Raw genomic sequence first — 19,677 nt, 5'->3', positions numbered from 1 at the left:
TCATTATGGCTGGTTGGTTTGAACTCAATAAGAGCAGTGAAAATCAGTTCCGGTTTGTGCTAAAAGCGGGCAATGGCGAGATCATTCTCACCAGCGAACTGTATACCTCAAAAGCCGCTGCGGAAAAGGGCATTGCCTCGGTGCAAAGCAACAGCCCGCAGGACGAACGCTATGAGAAAAAAACAGCGAGCAACGGCAAATTTTATTTCAATCTGAAAGCTGGCAATCATCAGATAATCGGTTCCAGCCAGATGTATGCCACCGCTCAATCACGCGAAGTCGGAATTGCTTCTGTAAAAACCAATGGCGCAAGTCAGAAGGTGAAAGACAATACTTAATAGTTAAGCCGGGCGCGGATAACGCGTCCGGCTTTATTTCTAATAAACACTTATTTATTGATGATTAAGATTAATCTGCGCCATTAAAATAGTAGGCACAGGCAAGCACTCATTCTCCTCTCTTTGTTTAACACTCCCCATCCTTATCCTCCTGAACATGTTCATATAGCAAAATATCTTCTAATACTTTTCGTGGCGCTATCCGGTTTATGACATACACTGACGTAAGATTTTTACTTACAAGAGAGCATAAACATGGCCAGAACGATGACGGTTGATCTCGGCGATGAGTTGCGTGAATTTATCGAGTCCTTAATTGAATCCGGCGACTATCGCACCCAAAGCGAAGTGATCCGTGAGTCACTGCGCTTGCTTCGAGAAAAACAAGCAGAGTCTCGCCTGCAAGCGTTACGTGACATGCTTGCAGAAGGGTTGAATAGTGGTGAAGCTCAGCCGTGGGAAAAGGATGCGTTTTTACGGAAGGTGAAAGCAGGGATAAGGAAATAATGTGCGTATTATTAAGCTCATGCCAAAAGCCAACGAGGATTGAGAAGGCATCTGGTATTACAGTTATCACCATTTCGGCGAACCACAAGCCGACAAATATGTTGAACATCTTTCAGACGTTCTCCAGATTCTGAGTAACAATAATATTGGTACTCCCAGACCTGAATTAGGCGAAGGCATTTTTGTTCTTCCTTTTGAACACCACGTTATTTATTTCCTGTAATCACCAGGGGAAATTATCGTCACTCGTATCCTTAACCAAAACCAGGACGCTACCAGACATTTACACTGGAGCTAAACCCGCCGATTGCGCTACAATGCCCGCCCTTAAAGTGGGGACACTCCCCTAACCGCTTCATCAGGTGAAGCGGTTCTGACCTGTCATCAGAACGAGAGAATTATGTTTAAACCGGAACTCCTTTCCCCGGCGGGAACGCTGAAAAATATGCGTTACGCTTTCGCTTATGGCGCAGATGCTGTTTATGCGGGACAACCGCGTTATTCCCTGCGTGTGCGCAACAACGAATTCAACCACGAAAATCTTCAGCTCGGCATCAATGAAGCCCATGCGCTGGGGAAAAAGTTTTATGTCGTGGTCAACATTGCGCCGCATAACGCTAAGCTGAAAACCTTTATCCGTGACCTGAAACCGGTAGTGGAAATGGGGCCGGATGCGCTGATTATGTCCGATCCGGGGCTGATTATGCTGGTGCGTGAGCACTTCCCTGAAATGCCGATCCATCTCTCGGTGCAGGCCAACGCCGTAAACTGGGCGACGGTAAAATTCTGGCAGCAGATGGGCCTGACCCGCGTGATCCTCTCCCGTGAACTATCACTGGAAGAGATTGAAGAGATCCGCAATCAGGTGCCGGATATGGAGCTCGAAATCTTCGTTCACGGCGCACTGTGCATGGCCTACTCCGGCCGCTGCCTGCTCTCTGGCTACATCAACAAACGCGATCCGAATCAGGGCACCTGCACTAACGCCTGTCGCTGGGAGTACAACGTCCAGGAAGGCAAAGAAGATGACGTCGGCAACATCGTACACAAATACGAGCCGATTCCGGTGCAAAACGTCGAACCGACGCTGGGTATCGGCGCGCCAACTGACAAAGTGTTTATGATTGAAGAAGCCCAGCGCCCGGGCGAGTATATGACCGCGTTTGAAGATGAACACGGCACTTACATCATGAACTCGAAAGATCTGCGCGCTATCGCCCACGTTGAACGTCTGACTAAAATGGGTGTGCATTCGCTGAAAATCGAAGGCCGTACCAAATCTTTCTATTATTGCGCACGCACCGCGCAGGTTTATCGTAAAGCTATCGATGACGCCGCTGCAGGAAAACCGTTCGATACCAGCCTGCTGGAAACTCTGGAAGGTCTGGCGCATCGTGGTTACACCGAAGGTTTCCTGCGTCGTCATACTCACGACGATTATCAGAACTACGAATACGGTTATTCAGTTTCTGACCGCCAGCAGTTTGTTGGGGAGTTTACCGGTGAGCGCAAAGGCGATCTCGCGGCGGTAGCGGTGAAAAATAAGTTCTCCGTTGGCGACAGCCTTGAACTGATGACGCCACAGGGCAACATCAACTTTACCCTTGAGCATATGGAAAATGCCAAAGGTGAAGCGATGCCGGTTGCGCCTGGCGATGGTTATACCGTGTGGCTCCCGGTTCCGCAGGATCTTGAGCTCAATTACGCACTGCTGATGCGTAATTTCTCTGGTGAAACCACGCGTAACCCGCACGGTAAGTGATTAATTTCGATTATTTTTCCCGGATGGAAAATTCTTAGAAACCGATCACATACAGCTGCATTTATTAAGGTTATCATCCGTTTCGCTGAAAAACATAACCCATAAAATGCTAGCTGTACCAGGAACCACCTCCTTAGCCTGTGTAATCTCCCTTACACGGGCTTATTTTTTACGCGTAATACAATGAAATAAAAGGATTTATTTCTGGTCACGTCCACACATTGACCACATCGACAAAAAAGCCCCTCGACTGAGGGGCTTCCTGTTTGTAATTACATCCACATAATTTGCTGCCCTGACGGCAACGGGTGCGGTCTTACGGCGTGGACTTCTCCCGGCTTCACGATGTATCGCTGTACCGACTCATAAGTGATGAACGTGGCGCTGCAATTCACGTTCTGACACTGGTGATAACGCTCTTTTGTCGTGTCAGTGATATAGCGACTTGTACGCGCATGTGCGGCATGCTGACATAAAGGACAATGAAACATCGCGAGCACCTCTTCCGGTTTTGTTGATGATGTCATTTTAGTTAATTTATCCTTATAAAACAAACAGATAAAATAAAAACATCACTCATCATCTTCTGTTTCGTACTCCACATCAGAAAGCCTGACCTCAAGCTCTAAGGACGTCGTGAAGCCGCTATTATTCAGAAAATGTGTCACCTTAGTGATTGTCCAGTCCTGCTCGTCTATGACGCGCTTAAAGCCTGACACTTTAACCGGTGTTTCCGTGTAAATATCTGCCCGACCGGTAGCCAGGCTGATGGAGAACTCCGCTACGCCTCGTTGCAGTTTATCCCACTTCGCCTGAGCGGCGCGCATGGCCTGCGCTTTCGTGGCATATACCGTAGTCAGGGCAAAAACGTTGTCAGCTTCACCGGCCATGTATTCACCTTCGCGCGCTTCCGGTACTTTTGGCGCTTTCTTCTGCGTGACTGGTTTCGCTTTCGGGTGCTCCAGTGCGCGCAGGTGTTTTTCTTTCTTTTTGCGTTTCAGTTTTACCTTCTGCTTTTGCGGCTTCGGGTCTTTGGTGTGAAGCCACTTTGCCGTTACACCGGTGTAGGCTCCACGGTCAGCAATCGCAAAATGATGACGGTCACCGTCGCTGCGGGTGATGGTGACCTGCGGGATTTTTTTACCGCTGGCCGTCACCCCCTGCCCCGCTTTGAGAAACAGCAGTTTTCCCATTTTTACCGACACCTCACCGCCGTTGCGTTCTGCAAGACGGGTCAGGAATTTCGCATCAGACTCCTGCGACTGGTCGATGTGCGGGATTTTAATTCCGGCCAGTGACGGAGCGACACTGGCTTCCAGCTTGTTACGGGAGGCTATTGCCTCAACAATCGCACCGAGCGTGGTGTCATGCCAGGAGCCTTCACGGCGGGAATTGAGCGTCCCGCGAAAATCTGCACTCCGTGCGCGGATGGTGACCACATCCGGTGCGCCCCGGTGTTCAACCTCATCAACGGTAAATTTCCCTTTGCATACCAGGGCAAAACCTTTCCAGCCGATATACACCGTCAGGACAGCGCCACGAACCGGCAGCCCGACCTGCCCGTCGGCATCGTTCAGTTCAATATCAAGCTGGTCAGCCTCAAAGCCCCGGTTATCCGTCAGGGTCATGCTTATCAGACGGTCGCTGATATTGCCGGTAATATCCCTGCTGTCGAGCATCAGCATGTAATCCGGCGTCAGCGTACTGCCTGCATCAAATGTCAGCGCATCCAGCATTATCCCGCCCCCGTCATACCCGTGAATTTAGTCGCCATACTGCCAGCCTTACCGATGAGCGACTCCGCCTGTTTACCGATATCGCCATAAAGCGCGGCCAGTGATTCATCAACGCGGGTGAGCGACAGCGTAAAATCAATTTTCCGGGGTGTGCCGTCTGCAAAGAAAATACTCCCTGTTTCACTCACCTTGCTGATGACATACATACCGTAAATCATGCCGGTGCCATCCAGCAACGGCCACGCCCGGCCTTCCTCTGCCATCAGCCTGAGCGTGGACATCGTCAGCTTTCCGCCGGTCAGTTCGGGATAAAGCACACCGGCAAGCGTGATGTTTTCCTCACCCACACCGAGAAACTGGTAGGCATCCCGTTTACCGATACGGGAATTTGACGGCCAGCGATAATCTGATTCACGCTGCATGGTCTGGTGTGGCAGCGTCTGGCGCATAAAAACAAACATACCTAACGCGAGCATCATTTTTCGTCACCTCCTTAACCGTCATGCATCATGCTGGCACGGGCGCGCGCACGTTTATCCCGCTCGTATTTTTCGAGCGCATCCTGTAACTGGCGGTCAAGCTGTGTCCCCGGCGCAGTACCCCCCGTCAGGCTGATGTGATATTCGTTTTTACTCTGGTCTACATAAGAGCGGCCAGCCGGTGCCGTGACCGGCTGATAAGCCTGATAACCTACATAAGAGCTGGTCGCCGGAATATAACCACCGCTGCCATACGTGGCGGCTTGAGTTCTGGCGGCGGTCTGGTCAAGTGTGTCTGACTCTTTGTTGATAACACCGAGTTTTTCCAGTACCCAGTCAATACCACTGCGCAGTTTGTTGAACGCATTAAGCGGCAGCATCAGCGCGTCAGCCAGTGCCTGCCCGAACATGACGCCCGTGTCACGGCAACGGTTCAGGGTGTCCTGGGTGGCTTTGACCGGGGCAATCAGGTTTTTAAACCACTGCCACGCGGCCTGTAACTTTTCACCCAGCCAGTCAAACAGCGGCTTAAGTGGCGTGAACAGTTCCCCCACCGGCGCAAATGCAGCTTTCAGCCCTTCAACCACACCGCCAAAGAATGCGCTGACAGGCTCCCAGTATTTACGGATAAGTAACGCCCCGGCGACAATGGCGGCCACCACAGCCACAACCGGCCAGCTAATCGCCCCGATGGCCGTCATAACAGCACTGCCAACCGTCGTGAAGATTGCCCCCATTGCGCCTGCTGCCGCGATGATGGCATTAATGCCGGTGATAACCGGCCAGGCTACAAGACCAATGGCACCGATGATGCCAGTAAGCGCCAGCGCGCCACCGACAATGAGGCCGATGGTTGACGCCAGTGATTTGTTTTTCTGGATCCAGCCGTCGAGTTTTAACACATACTTTGTGGCCGTCTGAGTGAGCTTACGCAGTGCGCCTTCCTGCTGGTCAAACAGGTCTGTCCCCACCGCCTCATAAGCGGACTGAAACTCCTTAAAGTCACCGCCGAGGTTATCCTGCATGATTTTAACCAGCTCTTCCGTTTTACCGTCCGAGGCTTTCAGCGTGGCGGTCAGCTTATCCAGTTTTCCGCTTGCTGCCGCTGCCAGTAAAACGTTCGCTGATTTCAGGGCTTCCTCACCAAAAATGGTTTTAAGGTATTCCCCCTTCTGAGACGTTCCCAGCTTGTGTTTATCAAAGCTGGCCTGAATCTCTTTCAGAATGGTGAACAACGGACGCATATTTCCCTTTTTGTCCGAGGTCTTAACGCCAAGCTCTTTGAGTGCATCCCATGCTTTTCCAGTCGGTGCCTGTAATCGGGTGACAACGGCACTGCTACCCGTCCCCGCCATTGACCCCCTGATGTTATTGTCATGCAGCACACCTGTCATGGCTGCTGCCTGCTCAAGACTTACACCTGCCGTCCTCGCAACCGGCCCGAGGTAAGTCAGTGCATCACTGAGTCCCTGAAAATCAGCCGCCGACTTATTCATCGTTGCCGACAACACGTCGCCCACATGGCTGACATCATCATTTGACAGTTGAAAGGATGCCTTAGTCCCCAGCAACAGTTGCGCGTTTTCTTCCATCGACCGCTGATTCGCCAGTGCCATATTCAGCGTGACCGGCGTTGCCGCCTGAATAGCCGCAGCATCTCCACCCGCTTTCGCAATGATAATCTGTGCACCGGCTGCATCATCTGCCGAGGCGGCGGTATTGTCGCCGAGCTGGCGCGCCTGCTTGCGGAGTGCGGTCATTTCGGCGGAGTCTTTTGCCACTCCTAGCACGGCCTGCAATTCTGAGTTTTTCTGCGCAAACTCATAACCGGGCATCAGCAGCTTAACTCCGGCCATCGTTCCCGCCGCCGCAATCCCCACACCGGCAGCGCCCACCGAGGCCATATTTCCGGCCAGTTCCTTTCCGGCCTGATAACGCTGTTTTACTGCGTTAAGTTTTGCCTGTTGCGCACTGACACGCGCCAGCGCGTCGCGCTGACGGTTAAGTTGTGCGGTGGTTTCACTGATACGGTTTTTCAGTCCCTGCTCATCATGTGCAAGATTGCGGGTATTAATTCCCACAGCGGCCAGTTCCCGCTGCTGGCGTTTAACGGAATCCGTCAGGCGGTTATATTTCGCCTGTAAGTCCTCCGCCGCACGCTTTGCGGATTCCAGCACTTTCGCCTGAGCACGGGTCGGACGTTCGGTGTTTTTAAACTGTGTGGCAAGGGCTTCGGCCTCCTGCCGTGCCTTTTCAAGTGCATGACCAGTCACGGCGAGCTGTGCGCTGGTCTTGCGAAATCCCTCAATACGGGATGCGTGACCGTTCAGCTCGCGCAGTGATTGTTGTGTTTCCCGGATATCCCCCGACAGCGACTTACTCGCTGTGCGGATGGATTTAAACGGGCGGGATGCCTGGTCAACAGCCCTGAGCAATACCTGTAATTTTACATTGTTACTCATTCGTGTTTCCGCTTCGCCGGAGCGCCTTTTCGCGCCATGTGATGAGTTCGGTCAGGCTCATGGGATACAGTTCTGATGGCGGCCAGTGAAATATCACTGCCACATCCGCCATCAGGTCATCGACCGAGAGATTTTTCGGAAACGTTACTGCACCGAGTTCGGCGACAAAAAACCGACCACCTTACCGGCCAGCGCCACAAGGTCAGGCAGCTCCAGCGCGGCGACCTCCTGCTCAGTCAGCATCGGTGCCGTCATGCGCGGCAGCACTTTAATCAGTGCATCGACTTCGGAGTTTGCGACCGCAGCCAGACTGACACCGCGCAGCGTCCCGGCATTGGGTTTCATCAGCGTGACCTGTTCGATAACCTGCTCACCACGCTTGACCGGGTTGTCCAGGGTAATCACATTTTCTTTGTTCATGGTTTTCTCACTTCTGAATCAGGGTTAACCGGTCAGCCTGGCTGACCGGATGAAAATCACAGGCCGATATTGCGGCGGTGTTGCTCCAGCCGGTCGACGCCGTTCACCTTCTCAATCATGTTGATGGTGTCGATTTCGACCAGCTCCTTACCGTCCATCGTCAGCCGGAAATAGGTGCAGACCACGGAGATTTTCGACTCGGTGTCTTCTCCCTGTTTACCCTCGCCGGTGTCGATTTCTTTCTGACGGCCACGCATGACCACTTCGACGGCCACCGTTTCACCGGTATCGTCGCGCTGGTAAGAGCCAGCAAAACGAATCGGTACGGCATCCACGCCGGTTGCGGCGTAAAGCTCCCAGATAACCGAATCAGGGAAGCCCCCGAGCGACCACTCCATTGACAGCGCATCGTCATCAAGGCCGAGGTCTACCGGTGCGCTGCCGTTCATCCCCGCACCGCGATAGTTTTCGAGCTTACGGGTCAGTTTTGGCAGCGTGACGGACTTTGCAACGCCCTGATAGCTGTAGCCGTTCAGAAAGACGTTCATTAACTTGAGTTTGCGCGGCATTGCCATCGGTCAGGCTCCTTAATTGCTGTTAACCGAGGTGACCAGACTTGCCAGGTATCTTGAAGTAATACGCTGGCGCAGGGTCAGGTTTTCGAGAGGAGGCACCGGTGTATAGTCGTAGTCGATATACAGTTTTCCGGCCTTGAGGGTTTCCGCATCGTTGGATTCTTCACTGAACCAGCATGTGCCATCCACAATATAACCGTTGTTTTTCAGTTCGCGGAATTTGGCATTGATGCCGTCAATGATGTCGCGGATCAGCGTTGCGGTGATAGGCTTATCAATAGCCCACATGTGCGCCTCAGCCATCGTGTCAGCCAGTACCTGCGCGGTGCGTGTGTAGCTTTCAAAGAGGAACAGCGGGTCATCAGAGCAGGTACGGTTACCCCAGAAACGGAAACCGTCGCGGCGAACCAGCGTTGTGACGCCTGCCTCGTTCAGCAGGTCAGCATCGGTGCCAGACTTCTGCAAATCCCAGAATACAGATGCGCTGATGCCGGTAACACCGTTTACCCCGACATTGGACAGCGTTTTATGCCAGCCCTGCTCCTGGTCGATTTTAGCACGCAGACCCAGCGCACGGGCGGTGGCATACGCGGTGGCGGTGGTACTGGTGACCGTATCCCATGCGAGGAAATCCGGCCAGATGACCATCAGCTCCCGCTGGCTGAAATTCTGGCGGTAGGCTTTCACCTCGGAAATGGTTTTACAGCCCCATGCGCTGATATACCCGAATGCATTCAGTTCCTGGCATACCGATGCCAGTGCGACGGCAACCTCTTTGGTGTCCAGCCCCGGCACACCGAGAATGCGCGGTTTAACGCCGGTAACCGATTCAGCCCCCATCAGGGCTTTCAGTCCGGTGTACTGACCATTTTCGTCGGTGGTGCCGATGATATTGGAAACGGTCTGCGCGAGTTTCGTTTCTTCGTCGTCGCCGGTTCCGTCTTCCACGCGCACGACAACAGTGACCGGTTTTGACTGGTCGGCGATAGCCTGCAACGACGCCGCCAGCGTGCCTTTTTTACCGGCCTTTGCAATTGCGCTCTGCACATTGGTAATCAGCACCGGTTTATTGAGGGGGAAGATTTCCGCATCCGCATCGCTGGCCGTGCAGACCATGCCAACAATGGCGGTGGATACGGTGGAAATGACGCGGGTGCCGTCGTTAATCTCCAGCACCTGCACGCCGTGATGATAGTCACTCATCCGTTTAACTCCGTGGTTAATGGGTGCAACTATTTTCTGTTGGGCAGTGCATGAGACGCTATTTGACCTGACTGGTCAGTGGATGAAACAACAGATAAAGAAAAGGCGGGCAATCAGCCCGCCAGTCTTGATTTGTACTCGCTCAGTTTCCAACTGACAATTTACGTAGCCAAAACGCTATCAGCTCTGACAGCCAGCTTTGAGCGAGTCGAAAAAGTTCATACCTTTCTGCTGGTGAAAGTTTAACTAACAGTTCAACCTATCAATTAATTGATGAACAGGTTGAGGCGTTTTTAATATCTCTGCGTCATCTGAGACGATTTTGCGCTACAGGATTTACGGCTTATCTGGGGGCATTCTTGAGCCCTGACTCCTCTGAAAACATAATTAGGCCATACCTGTGACCTGCTCTTCGTTGGTAAGGTTAGCGAATATTAATCTGAGTCCATTTTCCCAAACTCTGTCAGGCCGAAAACGGAGCTACCAGAAACATGAGCTTGTAAGCCCGCTTCCTGCATGTCACTCAATTCAACTTCTTGGCTATCCTCTAATCCGATAGAGAACATGGGATAGGCCCAGTTCCAATTCGGATCAGGAACCAAACTATTATTCTCTATCTTGAAAAAGCTGACCATGAGATGATGCCTTCCCTGTATCGCCTCTTCATCATTGATGTTGACCAGTACACCAAAGTGCTTGTAGCCGGCTTGTCCATTCTCGAACATTTTTATCTTGGTGCCGTTTCTGAACATCCAAAAAGAATGATTTCCAGTGGAATCAGCGACCTGCAAGTTATCTTCGTCAATTTCCCAATTAAGATATTGTTTGATATCAGACTTTGGTTTGAGTTTTTCGTCATTACTAAACCATTGTATTGCCGGAAGTGGAAGGTGAAGACCTTCCGGCTGGGGAGGCTGACCTGCAGCAATGGAATGCATGATCTCTGTCATTGATGGAAGCCCCATCAAATGCCATACATCATGGATATCCTTTTTAAGTATAAGAAGCCCTTTGGATACACCATCCGCGTAAGTTGACTTTAAGCGGACTAGTATGTCCTTGTTACCATCTTTGTCGAGGTCTTCAATGTTTACTGAAGAAGCCACAACCTCGTCGTCCCCTGCGTCTGGGATGATTGCCCAATACCCAATATCGTAGAATCCAGGTCTGCCAACCACCTTATCTATCAAACTCTGTCCAGAGGGCTCGAAGACCATCAGGAAACGGCTAAGGGCACCATTTGTGCTCACAGCTCTTCCGTAGACTACAACGGAGTTTGAGGTGCTTAGATCGAGAGACTCGCTAGCCACTGAGTCAAACGCCACTGAGTCCAAATGTGTGGCAAGCTGCTGCTGGATGCACTCCCGAGCCATTTCAACTAATTTTTCGCGAACATCAGCAGATCGTATTGGCTGTGAAGTGAAATGGAAAAGCCCTACTGTAGCCGCTATGCCTATTATTCCCGAAATAACGGTACTTAGAACCTGCTCCTTTACCACTTTCACAACTTTCATCAATAGCTTCTTCAACTTCACTTCAGGCACCTAAATACTATTAAACTTGTCATGGGAAAATCCGATTATTATTGTAGAGAACAACAAAAACTGGCCTCGATTTTAGAGTTTTTCCAGTATCTATTTTCCGACTCGTTCGGCGGTAATCCACCGTTATATTCATGAGGCCGGGGTGCACTATAATATTCAACTATATACTCTGTTTGTAGTGGCACATTAAATTTGGTGACAGATATGCATCACGTCCGCTCCTAGCACAGAGCGGACAGTCAGATTAGGTTTTACTCTGTGCCATAGATGAGTAATCTCACACCAGAGCTAATACGATTTATTGCGGCATTTCTGGCCATTCTATATCCGGAGCATTTTCCGGCTGAACGCGATTCAGTAGCACACGGTATTTTTTCCAGTGTGTCAGGCTTAACTTTTCTTCCTCGGTAGCCATATCTAAATCGACAGCATCCTGCAGCGTGGCAATAATTTCACCTGCATATGCAATCAGCTCTTTCTTCTGAGAGTCAGCCGCTCTGACAAGCGCATCACGCTCTGCATTCTCATCATTCACCCACGCATTTCCGTTCCATTTCTGATAATCCCCATCCGGGGAAATGGCTGTCACGTCTGGAGGTAATGCGCCAAGTTCAGAAATATAAATGGCTGCTCCCGTTTTCGTTTCGTAGACGGTCTTTCCGCGATGGTCTTCCATCAGTTCCCATTTCATTTCAGCTGCATTGAAAACGGCAGCAAAACCCGCCGGAATATCAGGCGGTGCAATATCTGTACTGTTTGCAGGCAGACCTGTATGCGGCGGAATATATGCGTCACTTTCACCAATAAATTCATTGGTTCCATCAAGTAAATTGAAAACGCGGATAGTTTGTGCTTCTGCACTCATTCTGAAAGCCATTATGCAAGCCTCACAATATAGTTAAATGCGATGTTTTTGACGGTGTTTTCGGTATTACCCGTAGCATTTACCGTGATGGTGTGTCCGTGCGCACCCAGGGCCACAGTGTGTGCATGGGCACCAATACCTACAGTGTGGTTATGCTGACCAATATCCACCGTATGGGCGTGCGCTCCGGCGGTGCTGGACACCTGATTGTTTCCTGAAGCCTGTACACGCTGTTTTCCACCGACAGAGTCGCCGCCATAAACACCACCGACAGTGTGCGTATGATTGCCCGTACTGTTCGTTGATTTTGTGCCGTGGTTAAATGTACTGACCGTCTTCGTGCCGTAATCAAATGAACTGGTCGTTTTCGTTCCTAAGTCCGTATTTGACGCACTGGCGCTGTGAGTATGCGATTTAATCCCGTCCTGTTCCTGTGACAATACGGCACGCCCACTGGCGGGTTTGCCCTTGATTGTCCAGCCGCGCATATCTGGAATAACACCAGAAGGATAGGCTATAGCCAGTTTCGGATATGCTGCCTTATCAAACGTCTGCCCCTGCATAATTGCATAGCCCGCAGGTGGTGTATCTGATGGCCACGGCAGCGGAACACCAGGCGGAAATGCTTCAATATTTGCCGAGCCGTCAAATTTTACGCCGTTAATTGTCCTTGCCGTTTTCAGCTTTGTTGCTGTAGCCGCATTGCCGGACAGTTCACCAGAAAGGCCTGCACTGAATGTCTGTTTTGCCTCCCATGTCTGGGCTTCGTCGATAATTGGTAGCCGACGAATATTGAAGCTACGCTCCCCAGGATTTCCATATAAGCGGACTGTAAAAAAACGATAGTTGGTTTTGTTTGAAGTGCTGCGCCATACCTGCATTGAACGGGCGACACCTCCGCCTTCACTGGGGCCAACAGTGATATTTATCAGGTTAGTATCAATGACGCCCCATTCCATCCCATCGGGAATATTGGTCATATCTGAAAGCCTGACAGTTATCATGCTGCCCGGTATAAAGTCGTAGGTCTGCCAGTCCAGACTGGATAACCTGTCGGTAACACCGCCGACACCTAATTTAGTGAGTAATGATTTTGAGTTGTATACTTCCGCCCATTCCCCCCAGTCAGTTTCACCGCTGGCGCGGGTTCGCTGAAATGTCCGGTTTTTATAGGCATCCGTTGCTGAAACAGTCGTGTATGTCTGGATATACGATTCAATATCACAACGTTTTTTCACTTCAACTATTGAGCCAACAGCAAGATCTTTAGAGTCGGTGACAGGTGCATTTGTGGCCTGTTTCGTAACGCTATAAATACCAGGCTTTAAAAGGTCATCAAGATCCCCTGAATAAGTCCATCCCGTGGACTGATACCCAACAGCAATCCAGTCCTCCCATTGTGGATTTTCTGCATCCCATGAGGCAGTCAGTCCACGAATGTACATAGTCCCACTACGGGTGGTGTAACGTTGCATCCTCCCATACAGACCGCCTTCAAAGACTTCCAGAATACCCTGCCCAAAACTCCCTTCCTCCGGGAAATGACGGTCAAATGAGGCTATTGATGTACTGCTATTGCGCCATATTCCCAGGTGTTCCGCACCACCTAAAGAATTCAGGTCAATTGGCGTGCTTAATGGGCGAGTCCCGCTTGTAATAACTCTCCATGCACTCCATACAGGACTGACAGGGTTCCATTCTGCATCAAGCATCCGAATGTAAATATTACCGGTTCGGGTAGTGTAGCGTTGTGTGCAGTGAAAGCGACCAGCATTGAATACTTCCAGAACCCCATTGCCTTTATCTTCAGGGTAACCAGACTCTGGTTTTGCAGTGGATTGTGACGGGCATGACCACGTTCCAAGATATTTTTCTTCTGGGCCATAGGAGTCAAGATTGTCAGTGGTTGGAATCATTCCATTGTGTTTCATAAACGTCAGGCTGGTAACGCCAACATTGTCCAGAAAAGCGCCCTTATCTGGAATATCACCACCGTTCTGGTCTTTCTGCAGACGTTTCTCAGCATTGTCATAGGCTGCTTTTACTGCCTTTGGCGTTGCTGCCAGCTTTTCACTGGTGCTGTTTGTTGCACTGCTTAACTGGGTAAAACCTTTTTCTGTCAGCGTGGCGTCAGGATGGCGGCGGGACTGCTCATGCTCTGCGATTTTGTCATCGACGTAATCCTGTGTCGCCATCACTGTGCTGGCATCAATACTCAGCTCAACGGACGCCACGTTACTGACAATAATGACCATGCGGCAGGTCTGCGCACGTCCGGAGCCTTCAGCCAGTTCAGGCTTATAGCTTTCTGCCATGTTAGCGACCGCAATCAGTGTTCCGACATCGTCATACAGACCAAGCTCACGCATCCAGAAACCGCCCACTTCGGGCGGTACAACCAGTTCAGCCACGATATAGTTTTTATTCTTATTATCCACGCTGACTTTATTCAGAGCGTGACGCCAGACCTCATGCACCAGCTTCGTCTGACCGGCATCCGGCACCGGCAATTTGCCATTTCCGTCACCCACGGCCATTGCAGACAGGGTTACTTTTTTCCCGCCGGGGACAGTGGCGGCAGCCAGCTTTGCGGCTCCGGCAGTAGTGATAACGGTTTTAAATTTCGTGCTCATTGTTTCTCACTTATCCGGGATAAACAGTAATAACATCACCATCACAGACCACACCGCCTGTATACAGATAGCCGGGAATGTCCTGGATAATGTTCAGACCGATAAGGTGGCGACTTGCGGGTTTGGCATCGGCAATCAGCCGTTCCATTTCCAGATACATTTCCTCTGTGATACCGCTTTCCAGTACGCCGATATCAAGCCGGAAAGTGCCGGGCGGGTCGTTTGTCTCCCACCATTCCTTTACGTTAATGAGATAGCCGAGCGGCTCCACCACGCGTCGGATTGCGCCTATAGTGCCCTTATGACAGTGAATGAAATAGGCATCGCGGATAACGGCGCGTTTTGTCGCTTCCGGCCACTTTTCATCCCACCTGTCGACCGAAAACGCCCACGCCAGCCACGGCAGCAGATTTGCCGGGCAGGTGTCCGGATTCCACAGCTCACGAATACTGACCGGCGTTTTTTCAATTTCCGCACAGGCTTTTGCGGCGGCGACCTCAAGCGGTGATGAGCCGGTCGGCAGCAGTCGCGAATCACTCATCCGAGCCTCCGGTCACGACGTTGTATTCGGTACAGAAAGACGCCTGCGTACTGTTGAGCACGATGTCGGCCAGCGGAGCAGTCAGTTCGACACGCTGCACGCCTTCCACATGCAAAGCGGCATAAATGGCAGACAGACGGATGTCACGCCCCAGCCGGTGCTGTGCCGTGATATACGCTTCCAGTTTTTTCACAGCAGCAGCGCGAATGGGTTCGCTTTCGGGACCAGGGTAAAGGTAAAGCGTGGCGTTTATCTGGTATTCAACGATGGCGGCAGACTGCACGGTCACGCGGTCGGCCACCGGCCTGACGTCCTCGCCATTAAGAGCGTTACGCACCACCGCCAGCAGGTCTTCGGATGCGACACCGTTATTTTCACGTGACAGCACAGAGATGGTGACGCAGGCCGGAGACGGACTGGTGACAGAGATATCCGCGACACGCCCGTCGGCACTGCGGCCATGATACTGATAGGCACCCACCGACCCGGCGACGCTTAAGCCCTCAAACGCCTGCTGAATACGCAGACGATAATCGGTGTCAGACTCCATCACTGCCGGTGTCGGCGGGATAGTCGAATCATCTGCCGGGGTGATAATCAGGCGCGTGGTGTTGTAATTGGCACCAATCACATCAAGGTCATTACCGGCGGCACAGGCCAGCATCACCGCCCGTGCGGCCTCATTCACACGCTGACGCCAGATAAGCTCGCGATAAGCATTTTCCTCCAGCAGTTTGACGAGAGGCTCGGATTCCAGCGTCAGGGTACGGGCGACCGCCTCCTGCTGGTCTTCCGGGTAAAGGGAAATCAGTGTCGCCTTGCGTTCGGCAAGAATGGTTTCAAAGTCCAGCTCCTCAACCACATCCGGTGCGGGTAGCTGGTTCAGGTCGATAATCGGCATGGTTTCAACTCACAGGGATGGTTAACGAAAGTGGCTGGCCGGTGTCGTTATGCTGGCCGGTTAACGTGACCGTCATTCGCCCGTCAAAGCTGCGCGCCGTGGTGACGGATGCCAGGGTGACGCGGGGTTCCCATTTCAGCACCGCCATGTAACAGGCGACCTTAATCTGCAACTCAAGCGCCGGGGTCTGCGGCTGGTCAATCATTGACGCCAGCAACGAGCCGTAATCACGACGCATCACCCGTGAGCCGACCGGCGTGCGCAGGATATCGCCGATACTCTGGCTGATATGCTCAAGGTCAGTGACAGTCTGGCCATCACTGCGATTCATTCCGAGATAACGTGCTGTCATTTTGTCCCCTGTGTCCAGTTGTCTCCTGACTTAACACCACCGTGACCGTGGTCATCCACCTGAACGCCGTTAGACGTGAATTTCCCGTCGGTATGCTCGATGTTGCCGTGCATCTTCCCGCCCTTCTGCACTTCCAGCGTGCCGGTAGTCAGCTTGTTAGTGCAGACCACTTCCGGTGTGTCCAGGGTGACGCGGGTTGATGCTTTCACCGTGACCACCGGCACCGTGGCAGTAACAGAATCAGAAGCCGTCACGCTGGCCGTTTTAATTCCGCTTACCGTAAGTGCACTGGTTTCGGGTTCATATTCAATCACCGCCCCGTCAGGGAAACGGATATGCAGGGCATCCGCCGACGCAGACGGCGCGGGGTTATCGCCGGAATAAATCCCCGGCAGAACGAACGCCGTGTCGAGTTCACCGCCCACGGCCAGAATCAGCACCTGTTCCCCCACGGAAGGTGCCCACCATGTGCGCGAACGCCCGGCGCGATGGGTCAGCCACTGAAGCCAGTCAGTGCACATGCCGCCGGTCTGCACACGGCAGCGACCGGCGTTAAGGTCGGTTTCGACGATAATGCCGGTGCGGATCATGTTGCGCAGTGCGCGCGCGAGTTCCTGAATATTTGCGAGAGTGTTCATAACGGGAAGGATGCCGCCGGGTCATACCGGCGGCAATGTGACGATGAGGTGTCGGGAATGGCACAACTAACGGTCGAGGTGAGCCAGAATAATCTCTTCAATCATCTGCACATCCTCACCGGTAAAGCCGAGCAGAGGACGAGCCGGATAATCAATTTTCTTACCGTCTTTCCGGTTTTCTTCCGACAGACCGAACTGATGCACGCTGGCTATTTTCGGTGACTTCCCGCCGTAAAATTCCATTGATGCCTGTTCCGGGCTGGCGCGGATATGCAAAAAACGACTGGTGATAAGTTTCGCAAACATTTTTCGCTTAACACGACCAGTCTTTTTTCTGGCGCTCTGCTGCTGGCGTGGCGCGTAGGGTGTGCCGTCCGGAGCTTTCTGTGCCATCACCCGACGCTGCTGACTCTGCCGCAGGCGTTTCGCCAGTTCGGCACTCAGTCGCCGACGCCCTGACGGTGACAGCGATTCAATCAGTCCGGTCAGCCGGTCTTCAAAACGCTTAAACTCATTCATCCCACTTGCTCACCAGTTCGCCATTGATATAAAGCTCCATCGGGCGGGTGACCGGTTCTGGCGGCGGAGGTTCCGGGATATTCTTCACATGCAGCGCGCCGTCCACCTCTCTGACCAGCGTGCGCTCGGTCAGCATCAGGCTGATGCTGATATCAAAGCTGCTGTCATTGTTGATGTCTGCATAAAACGTGAAGCCCTTTTTCTGGCCTTCGTCGGTGGTCATGATGTCGGGCTGATTTTCCCGCAGCCACGCCAGCACCGGCACAATGAGCAGGTCAAAATCACCGGTAAAGTCGGTCACAATGACATTGAGCGTGTAACGCTTTTCGAACGACAGCGACGTCGCCAGTGTGGAGGCAATACTCCCGTTATCAACGAATATCCGCAGCATCTCGGGACTGGTTTTCAGTACCGTGACGGCATCAGTCAACGCCCTGCGCAGGCTGTCGGGTTTGAGCATCGTTTTCGTCCTGACAGTGTTTAATCATTTTTACCTGGCTGGCACAGCGTGCCAGCGCGTTCTCAAGCTGCCGGATATCGGCACTTAAATCACCGTTCTTCTGCGGGTCACTGCCCGGCATCGGGCAAAGACTCACTTTCGGGCAGGCGTTGTGGACAATCACTGGCGTCGGTGCAGGCCGGGCGCTGGTGCAACCGGCGCACAGCATCAGGCAGGCCAGTGCCGTACCAGCGGCGAAAATCTTCGTTTTCATTGAGTAACCTCGTGATGGTTTTCTCGCGCTGTACTTCACGCTTCGCGGCGTTCTCCAGTTCCTGACGCAGTGCCACCTGCGCCAGCTCGTTTTTGTCTGCCCTGGTGAACGCAACATGAAGCTGATTTTTCAGCATGGTGATGGTCGTCTGCTGACCGCTGGCGACGTTGTTCGCCCTGTCCAGCGAGGCGCGCAGGCTGGCGTTTTCATGCTTCGCCAGAAACAGACCGGCCACCGCCAGTGATAACAACACAACCAGCACAATCATCAGCTTTGACATGATTCCCGCCCCTCAAAACGCTGACGGCAGGCCGTACGTATCAGCCGGAAGAACACCGACGCCACGAAGTAAATCAACGCGGTAAAAATCCACCCGGCAGCGACCAGCGAGATAAACGTCGCCACCATCACCACCAGAGCCGCCGCCCGTCTGCACCACGGCACCGGCTGCAAAAACAGCGACGTGACAATCTTCACGGCCAGCGATTCCGGTGGCAGCGCCCGCCCGTAGCGTTCCAGTACATACTCCGTGGCATACACGCCGACACCACCGGCAACCACACAGATAACCGTCGCCAGAATCGCCCAGGTGGCGACAAAACTGACGGCCACGCTCTGCGGGTAAATCAGGGACAGTGCCAGCATCAGCGCCAGCGACACGTTCAGCATCAGTGAAAGGAATAATTTCTTCATGGTGTTTACTCCGTTTAAGCCGGTACGCCGCCAGCGGTACGCCAGACGGTGACCAGTTTTTCCAGTGAATGCTCACGCTGACCGTAACCGGCACCCGGCAGGGACGCCCAGATATTGCGACAGCGTGAAATGGCGCGCTCAATGCGTCCCGCCCGGATGTCATCCAGTGCACCGCGTTCGCGGATCAACTGAATGGCGAGTCTGTCCTGTGACAACGGACTGAAATCCGGCAGGGCAAGCTGTTTGCGGTAGTGCGGCCAGAACAGGTAAAGCTGCTGATAGCGACCGGAGGCCGTGGACTTTTCACCGCGACGGTTAAACACCTTCGCCGGTCGGCCATGCGCGAACGGGTGGTCACTGTAGTCGGTGAAGATTTCCGGCTTTCCGTCCAGTCCGGTGACTATCACGTCATAGCCCCGTTTTTTCGTCAGCGGATGATTCGCCGTCCCTTCGGACACCGCCAGCATGTCGAGAAAGGCGGCGATATTCTGGTGCGTGTTAATTACCGGCATTACGGTTTCCCCCTGCCCTTAAAGCGGCGCTGAATGGCAATCTCAATCACCTGATAACCGGCGATACCCAGCATGGAGCCGATGCCGCACACCGCAGGCAGTGACAGGTCAGGAAACTGCACCAGAACAACACCGGCAACCATTGAGACAAAACCACCGAGCAACATGCGCCCGATAAACAGACGCGGGGTGATGGGTTCACCACCGGCAAGCACCTTGCCGACAACAATCAGCACTCCAATCATGAAAAGCGACAGGACGCTTTTTTCTTCTGCTGTCATGCG

The 19,677-nt window shown here is 52.6% G+C and carries 25 protein-coding genes and 3 pseudogenes; 5 read left to right on the top strand and 23 right to left on the bottom strand.

All coding sequences use genetic code 11. The features are described 5' to 3' along the window. The first annotated feature begins 5 nt into the window (after positions 1-5). The 4 genes and pseudogenes from A7098_RS00850 (at position 6) to yegQ (ending at position 2,607) form a co-directional block, all read left to right on the top strand. Positions 6-338 carry a YegP family protein gene (locus A7098_RS00850; RefSeq protein WP_000929406.1) on the top strand — a complete coding sequence of 111 codons (333 nt, stop codon included), beginning with the start codon at positions 6-8 and terminating at the stop codon, positions 336-338. Between the two features lie 209 nt (positions 339-547). Next, positions 548-845 (top strand): annotated as a pseudogene (locus A7098_RS00845) (type II toxin-antitoxin system ParD family antitoxin). Positions 846-894: 49 nt separating this feature from the next. Then, positions 895-1,143, top strand: a pseudogene (locus A7098_RS00840) (type II toxin-antitoxin system RelE/ParE family toxin). Between the two features lie 102 nt (positions 1,144-1,245). Then, positions 1,246-2,607 carry a tRNA 5-hydroxyuridine modification protein YegQ gene (gene yegQ, locus A7098_RS00835; RefSeq protein WP_000476029.1) on the top strand — a complete coding sequence of 454 codons (1,362 nt, stop codon included), beginning with the start codon at positions 1,246-1,248 and terminating at the stop codon, positions 2,605-2,607. A 272-nt stretch (positions 2,608-2,879) separates the two neighbouring features. Here the strand turns inward: yegQ and ogrK are convergent, their stop codons facing one another. The 8 genes from ogrK to A7098_RS00795 all read right to left on the bottom strand — a co-directional run bounded on the left by ogrK (position 2,880) and on the right by A7098_RS00795 (position 9,482). After that, the gene (gene ogrK, locus A7098_RS00830; RefSeq protein WP_000468308.1) at positions 2,880-3,098 is read right to left on the bottom strand and encodes a prophage transcriptional regulator OgrK; all 219 of its coding nucleotides are present in this window, start codon (positions 3,096-3,098) and stop codon (positions 2,880-2,882) included. Between the two features lie 81 nt (positions 3,099-3,179). Then, complete coding sequence (locus A7098_RS00825; RefSeq protein ID WP_105280172.1) at positions 3,180-4,343, bottom strand: phage late control D family protein; 1,164 nt, start codon at positions 4,341-4,343, stop codon at positions 3,180-3,182. Then, the gene (locus A7098_RS00820) at positions 4,343-4,822 is read right to left on the bottom strand and encodes a phage tail protein (RefSeq protein ID WP_000978903.1); all 480 of its coding nucleotides are present in this window, start codon (positions 4,820-4,822) and stop codon (positions 4,343-4,345) included. The genes A7098_RS00825 and A7098_RS00820 overlap by 1 nt, the downstream gene beginning before the upstream one ends. Positions 4,823-4,836: 14 nt before the next feature. After that, positions 4,837-7,284: a phage tail tape measure protein gene (locus A7098_RS00815; protein WP_105280171.1), complete on the bottom strand. Its 2,448-nt coding sequence runs from the start codon at positions 7,282-7,284 to the stop codon at positions 4,837-4,839. After that, positions 7,277-7,396 (bottom strand): GpE family phage tail protein, encoded by a 120-nt coding sequence (locus A7098_RS00810; RefSeq protein WP_000785970.1) that lies wholly within the window; start codon positions 7,394-7,396, stop codon positions 7,277-7,279. The genes A7098_RS00815 and A7098_RS00810 overlap by 8 nt, the downstream gene beginning before the upstream one ends. Positions 7,397-7,428: 32 nt before the next feature. Beyond that, a complete protein-coding gene (locus tag A7098_RS00805) occupies positions 7,429-7,704 on the bottom strand; it encodes a phage tail assembly protein (protein ID WP_001031303.1) in 276 nt (91 codons plus the stop codon). Positions 7,705-7,760: 56 nt separating this feature from the next. Next, the gene (locus tag A7098_RS00800) at positions 7,761-8,279 is read right to left on the bottom strand and encodes a phage major tail tube protein (protein WP_001251408.1); all 519 of its coding nucleotides are present in this window, start codon (positions 8,277-8,279) and stop codon (positions 7,761-7,763) included. 12 nt (positions 8,280-8,291) lie between these two features. Then, positions 8,292-9,482, bottom strand: coding sequence for a phage tail sheath protein (locus A7098_RS00795; protein WP_105280170.1), 1,191 nt, complete (start codon positions 9,480-9,482; stop codon positions 8,292-8,294). 78 nt (positions 9,483-9,560) lie between these two features. On the opposite strand from A7098_RS00795, the gene A7098_RS23815 reads away from it, so the two are divergent. Continuing rightward, entirely contained in the window at positions 9,561-9,728 is a 168-nt protein-coding gene (locus A7098_RS23815) for a hypothetical protein (protein WP_157917063.1), read from the top strand. A 188-nt stretch (positions 9,729-9,916) separates the two neighbouring features. On the opposite strand, the gene A7098_RS00790 is transcribed toward A7098_RS23815, so the two are convergent. The 15 genes and pseudogenes from A7098_RS00790 to A7098_RS00720 form a co-directional block, all read right to left on the bottom strand. Continuing rightward, positions 9,917-10,996 carry a hypothetical protein gene (locus A7098_RS00790; RefSeq protein WP_001516654.1) on the bottom strand — a complete coding sequence of 360 codons (1,080 nt, stop codon included), beginning with the start codon at positions 10,994-10,996 and terminating at the stop codon, positions 9,917-9,919. A gap of 68 nt (positions 10,997-11,064) precedes the next feature. Beyond that, positions 11,065-11,199, bottom strand: a pseudogene (locus tag A7098_RS00785) (IS3 family transposase); the annotation flags it as partial. A 125-nt stretch (positions 11,200-11,324) separates the two neighbouring features. After that, positions 11,325-11,903, bottom strand: a complete 579-nt coding sequence (locus A7098_RS00780; protein ID WP_105280169.1) for a tail fiber assembly protein — start codon at positions 11,901-11,903, stop codon at positions 11,325-11,327. Then, positions 11,903-14,524 (bottom strand): phage tail protein, encoded by a 2,622-nt coding sequence (locus A7098_RS00775; RefSeq protein WP_105280168.1) that lies wholly within the window; start codon positions 14,522-14,524, stop codon positions 11,903-11,905. Before A7098_RS00775 ends, A7098_RS00780 begins: the two co-directional genes overlap by 1 nt. Before the next feature lie 10 nt (positions 14,525-14,534). Further along, entirely contained in the window at positions 14,535-15,065 is a 531-nt protein-coding gene (locus A7098_RS00770) for a phage tail protein I (protein WP_001285323.1), read from the bottom strand. Next, positions 15,058-15,966, bottom strand: coding sequence for a baseplate assembly protein (locus tag A7098_RS00765; protein WP_087903411.1), 909 nt, complete (start codon positions 15,964-15,966; stop codon positions 15,058-15,060). Before A7098_RS00765 ends, A7098_RS00770 begins: the two co-directional genes overlap by 8 nt. Positions 15,967-15,970: 4 nt before the next feature. Beyond that, complete coding sequence (locus A7098_RS00760; protein ID WP_105280167.1) at positions 15,971-16,318, bottom strand: GPW/gp25 family protein; 348 nt, start codon at positions 16,316-16,318, stop codon at positions 15,971-15,973. Further along, positions 16,315-16,956 carry a phage baseplate assembly protein V gene (locus A7098_RS00755; RefSeq protein ID WP_096879917.1) on the bottom strand — a complete coding sequence of 214 codons (642 nt, stop codon included), beginning with the start codon at positions 16,954-16,956 and terminating at the stop codon, positions 16,315-16,317. Before A7098_RS00755 ends, A7098_RS00760 begins: the two co-directional genes overlap by 4 nt. A gap of 66 nt (positions 16,957-17,022) precedes the next feature. After that, positions 17,023-17,475, bottom strand: coding sequence for a phage virion morphogenesis protein (locus A7098_RS00750; protein ID WP_001001780.1), 453 nt, complete (start codon positions 17,473-17,475; stop codon positions 17,023-17,025). Then, the gene (locus tag A7098_RS00745) at positions 17,468-17,935 is read right to left on the bottom strand and encodes a phage tail protein (RefSeq protein WP_100733662.1); all 468 of its coding nucleotides are present in this window, start codon (positions 17,933-17,935) and stop codon (positions 17,468-17,470) included. The genes A7098_RS00750 and A7098_RS00745 overlap by 8 nt, the downstream gene beginning before the upstream one ends. Next, complete coding sequence (gene lysC, locus A7098_RS24070; RefSeq protein WP_301005531.1) at positions 17,898-18,143, bottom strand: Rz1-like lysis system protein LysC; 246 nt, start codon at positions 18,141-18,143, stop codon at positions 17,898-17,900. Before lysC ends, A7098_RS00745 begins: the two co-directional genes overlap by 38 nt. Beyond that, on the bottom strand, positions 18,043-18,468 hold the full coding sequence (gene lysB / locus A7098_RS00735) for an Rz-like lysis system protein LysB (RefSeq protein WP_105280165.1): 426 nt from the start codon (positions 18,466-18,468) through the stop codon (positions 18,043-18,045). Before lysB ends, lysC begins: the two co-directional genes overlap by 101 nt. Continuing rightward, the gene (locus A7098_RS00730; RefSeq protein ID WP_105280164.1) at positions 18,456-18,881 is read right to left on the bottom strand and encodes a DNZ54_00345 family protein; all 426 of its coding nucleotides are present in this window, start codon (positions 18,879-18,881) and stop codon (positions 18,456-18,458) included. The genes lysB and A7098_RS00730 overlap by 13 nt, the downstream gene beginning before the upstream one ends. 14 nt (positions 18,882-18,895) lie before the next feature. Beyond that, positions 18,896-19,393: a glycoside hydrolase family 104 protein gene (locus tag A7098_RS00725; protein ID WP_001144091.1), complete on the bottom strand. Its 498-nt coding sequence runs from the start codon at positions 19,391-19,393 to the stop codon at positions 18,896-18,898. Next, a complete protein-coding gene (locus A7098_RS00720; protein WP_000123123.1) occupies positions 19,393-19,674 on the bottom strand; it encodes a phage holin family protein in 282 nt (93 codons plus the stop codon). Before A7098_RS00720 ends, A7098_RS00725 begins: the two co-directional genes overlap by 1 nt. Positions 19,675-19,677 lie beyond the last annotated feature (3 nt).

This window comes from Escherichia sp. MOD1-EC7011 (genome assembly GCF_002965005.1).
GTDB classification, from domain to species: domain Bacteria; phylum Pseudomonadota; class Gammaproteobacteria; order Enterobacterales; family Enterobacteriaceae; genus Escherichia; species Escherichia ruysiae.
This window is presented reverse-complemented; position numbering and strand designations above follow the sequence as displayed.

Excerpts from the sequence above, each read along its gene's own strand:
- A7098_RS00850 (WP_000929406.1), top strand. The coding sequence starts at position 6 with ATGGCTGGTTGGTTTGAACTCAATAAGAGCAGTGAAAATCAGTTCCGG.
- yegQ (WP_000476029.1), top strand. The coding sequence starts at position 1,246 with ATGTTTAAACCGGAACTCCTTTCCCCGGCGGGAACGCTGAAAAATATG.
- ogrK (WP_000468308.1), bottom strand. The coding sequence starts at position 3,098 with ATGTTTCATTGTCCTTTATGTCAGCATGCCGCACATGCGCGTACAAGT.
- A7098_RS00825 (WP_105280172.1), bottom strand. The coding sequence starts at position 4,343 with ATGCTGGATGCGCTGACATTTGATGCAGGCAGTACGCTGACGCCGGAT.
- A7098_RS00820 (WP_000978903.1), bottom strand. The coding sequence starts at position 4,822 with ATGATGCTCGCGTTAGGTATGTTTGTTTTTATGCGCCAGACGCTGCCA.
- A7098_RS00815 (WP_105280171.1), bottom strand. The coding sequence starts at position 7,284 with ATGAGTAACAATGTAAAATTACAGGTATTGCTCAGGGCTGTTGACCAG.
- A7098_RS00810 (WP_000785970.1), bottom strand. The coding sequence starts at position 7,396 with ATGGCGGATGTGGCAGTGATATTTCACTGGCCGCCATCAGAACTGTAT.
- A7098_RS00805 (WP_001031303.1), bottom strand. The coding sequence starts at position 7,704 with ATGAACAAAGAAAATGTGATTACCCTGGACAACCCGGTCAAGCGTGGT.
- A7098_RS00800 (WP_001251408.1), bottom strand. The coding sequence starts at position 8,279 with ATGGCAATGCCGCGCAAACTCAAGTTAATGAACGTCTTTCTGAACGGC.
- A7098_RS00795 (WP_105280170.1), bottom strand. The coding sequence starts at position 9,482 with ATGAGTGACTATCATCACGGCGTGCAGGTGCTGGAGATTAACGACGGC.
- A7098_RS00790 (WP_001516654.1), bottom strand. The coding sequence starts at position 10,996 with ATGAAAGTTGTGAAAGTGGTAAAGGAGCAGGTTCTAAGTACCGTTATT.
- A7098_RS00780 (WP_105280169.1), bottom strand. The coding sequence starts at position 11,903 with ATGGCTTTCAGAATGAGTGCAGAAGCACAAACTATCCGCGTTTTCAAT.
- A7098_RS00775 (WP_105280168.1), bottom strand. The coding sequence starts at position 14,524 with ATGAGCACGAAATTTAAAACCGTTATCACTACTGCCGGAGCCGCAAAG.
- A7098_RS00770 (WP_001285323.1), bottom strand. The coding sequence starts at position 15,065 with ATGAGTGATTCGCGACTGCTGCCGACCGGCTCATCACCGCTTGAGGTC.
- A7098_RS00765 (WP_087903411.1), bottom strand. The coding sequence starts at position 15,966 with ATGCCGATTATCGACCTGAACCAGCTACCCGCACCGGATGTGGTTGAG.
- A7098_RS00760 (WP_105280167.1), bottom strand. The coding sequence starts at position 16,318 with ATGACAGCACGTTATCTCGGAATGAATCGCAGTGATGGCCAGACTGTC.
- A7098_RS00755 (WP_096879917.1), bottom strand. The coding sequence starts at position 16,956 with ATGAACACTCTCGCAAATATTCAGGAACTCGCGCGCGCACTGCGCAAC.
- A7098_RS00750 (WP_001001780.1), bottom strand. The coding sequence starts at position 17,475 with ATGAATGAGTTTAAGCGTTTTGAAGACCGGCTGACCGGACTGATTGAA.
- A7098_RS00745 (WP_100733662.1), bottom strand. The coding sequence starts at position 17,935 with ATGCTCAAACCCGACAGCCTGCGCAGGGCGTTGACTGATGCCGTCACG.
- lysC (WP_301005531.1), bottom strand. The coding sequence starts at position 18,143 with ATGCTGTGCGCCGGTTGCACCAGCGCCCGGCCTGCACCGACGCCAGTG.
- lysB (WP_105280165.1), bottom strand. The coding sequence starts at position 18,468 with ATGTCAAAGCTGATGATTGTGCTGGTTGTGTTGTTATCACTGGCGGTG.
- A7098_RS00730 (WP_105280164.1), bottom strand. The coding sequence starts at position 18,881 with ATGAAGAAATTATTCCTTTCACTGATGCTGAACGTGTCGCTGGCGCTG.
- A7098_RS00725 (WP_001144091.1), bottom strand. The coding sequence starts at position 19,393 with ATGCCGGTAATTAACACGCACCAGAATATCGCCGCCTTTCTCGACATG.
- A7098_RS00720 (WP_000123123.1), bottom strand. The coding sequence starts at position 19,674 with ATGACAGCAGAAGAAAAAAGCGTCCTGTCGCTTTTCATGATTGGAGTG.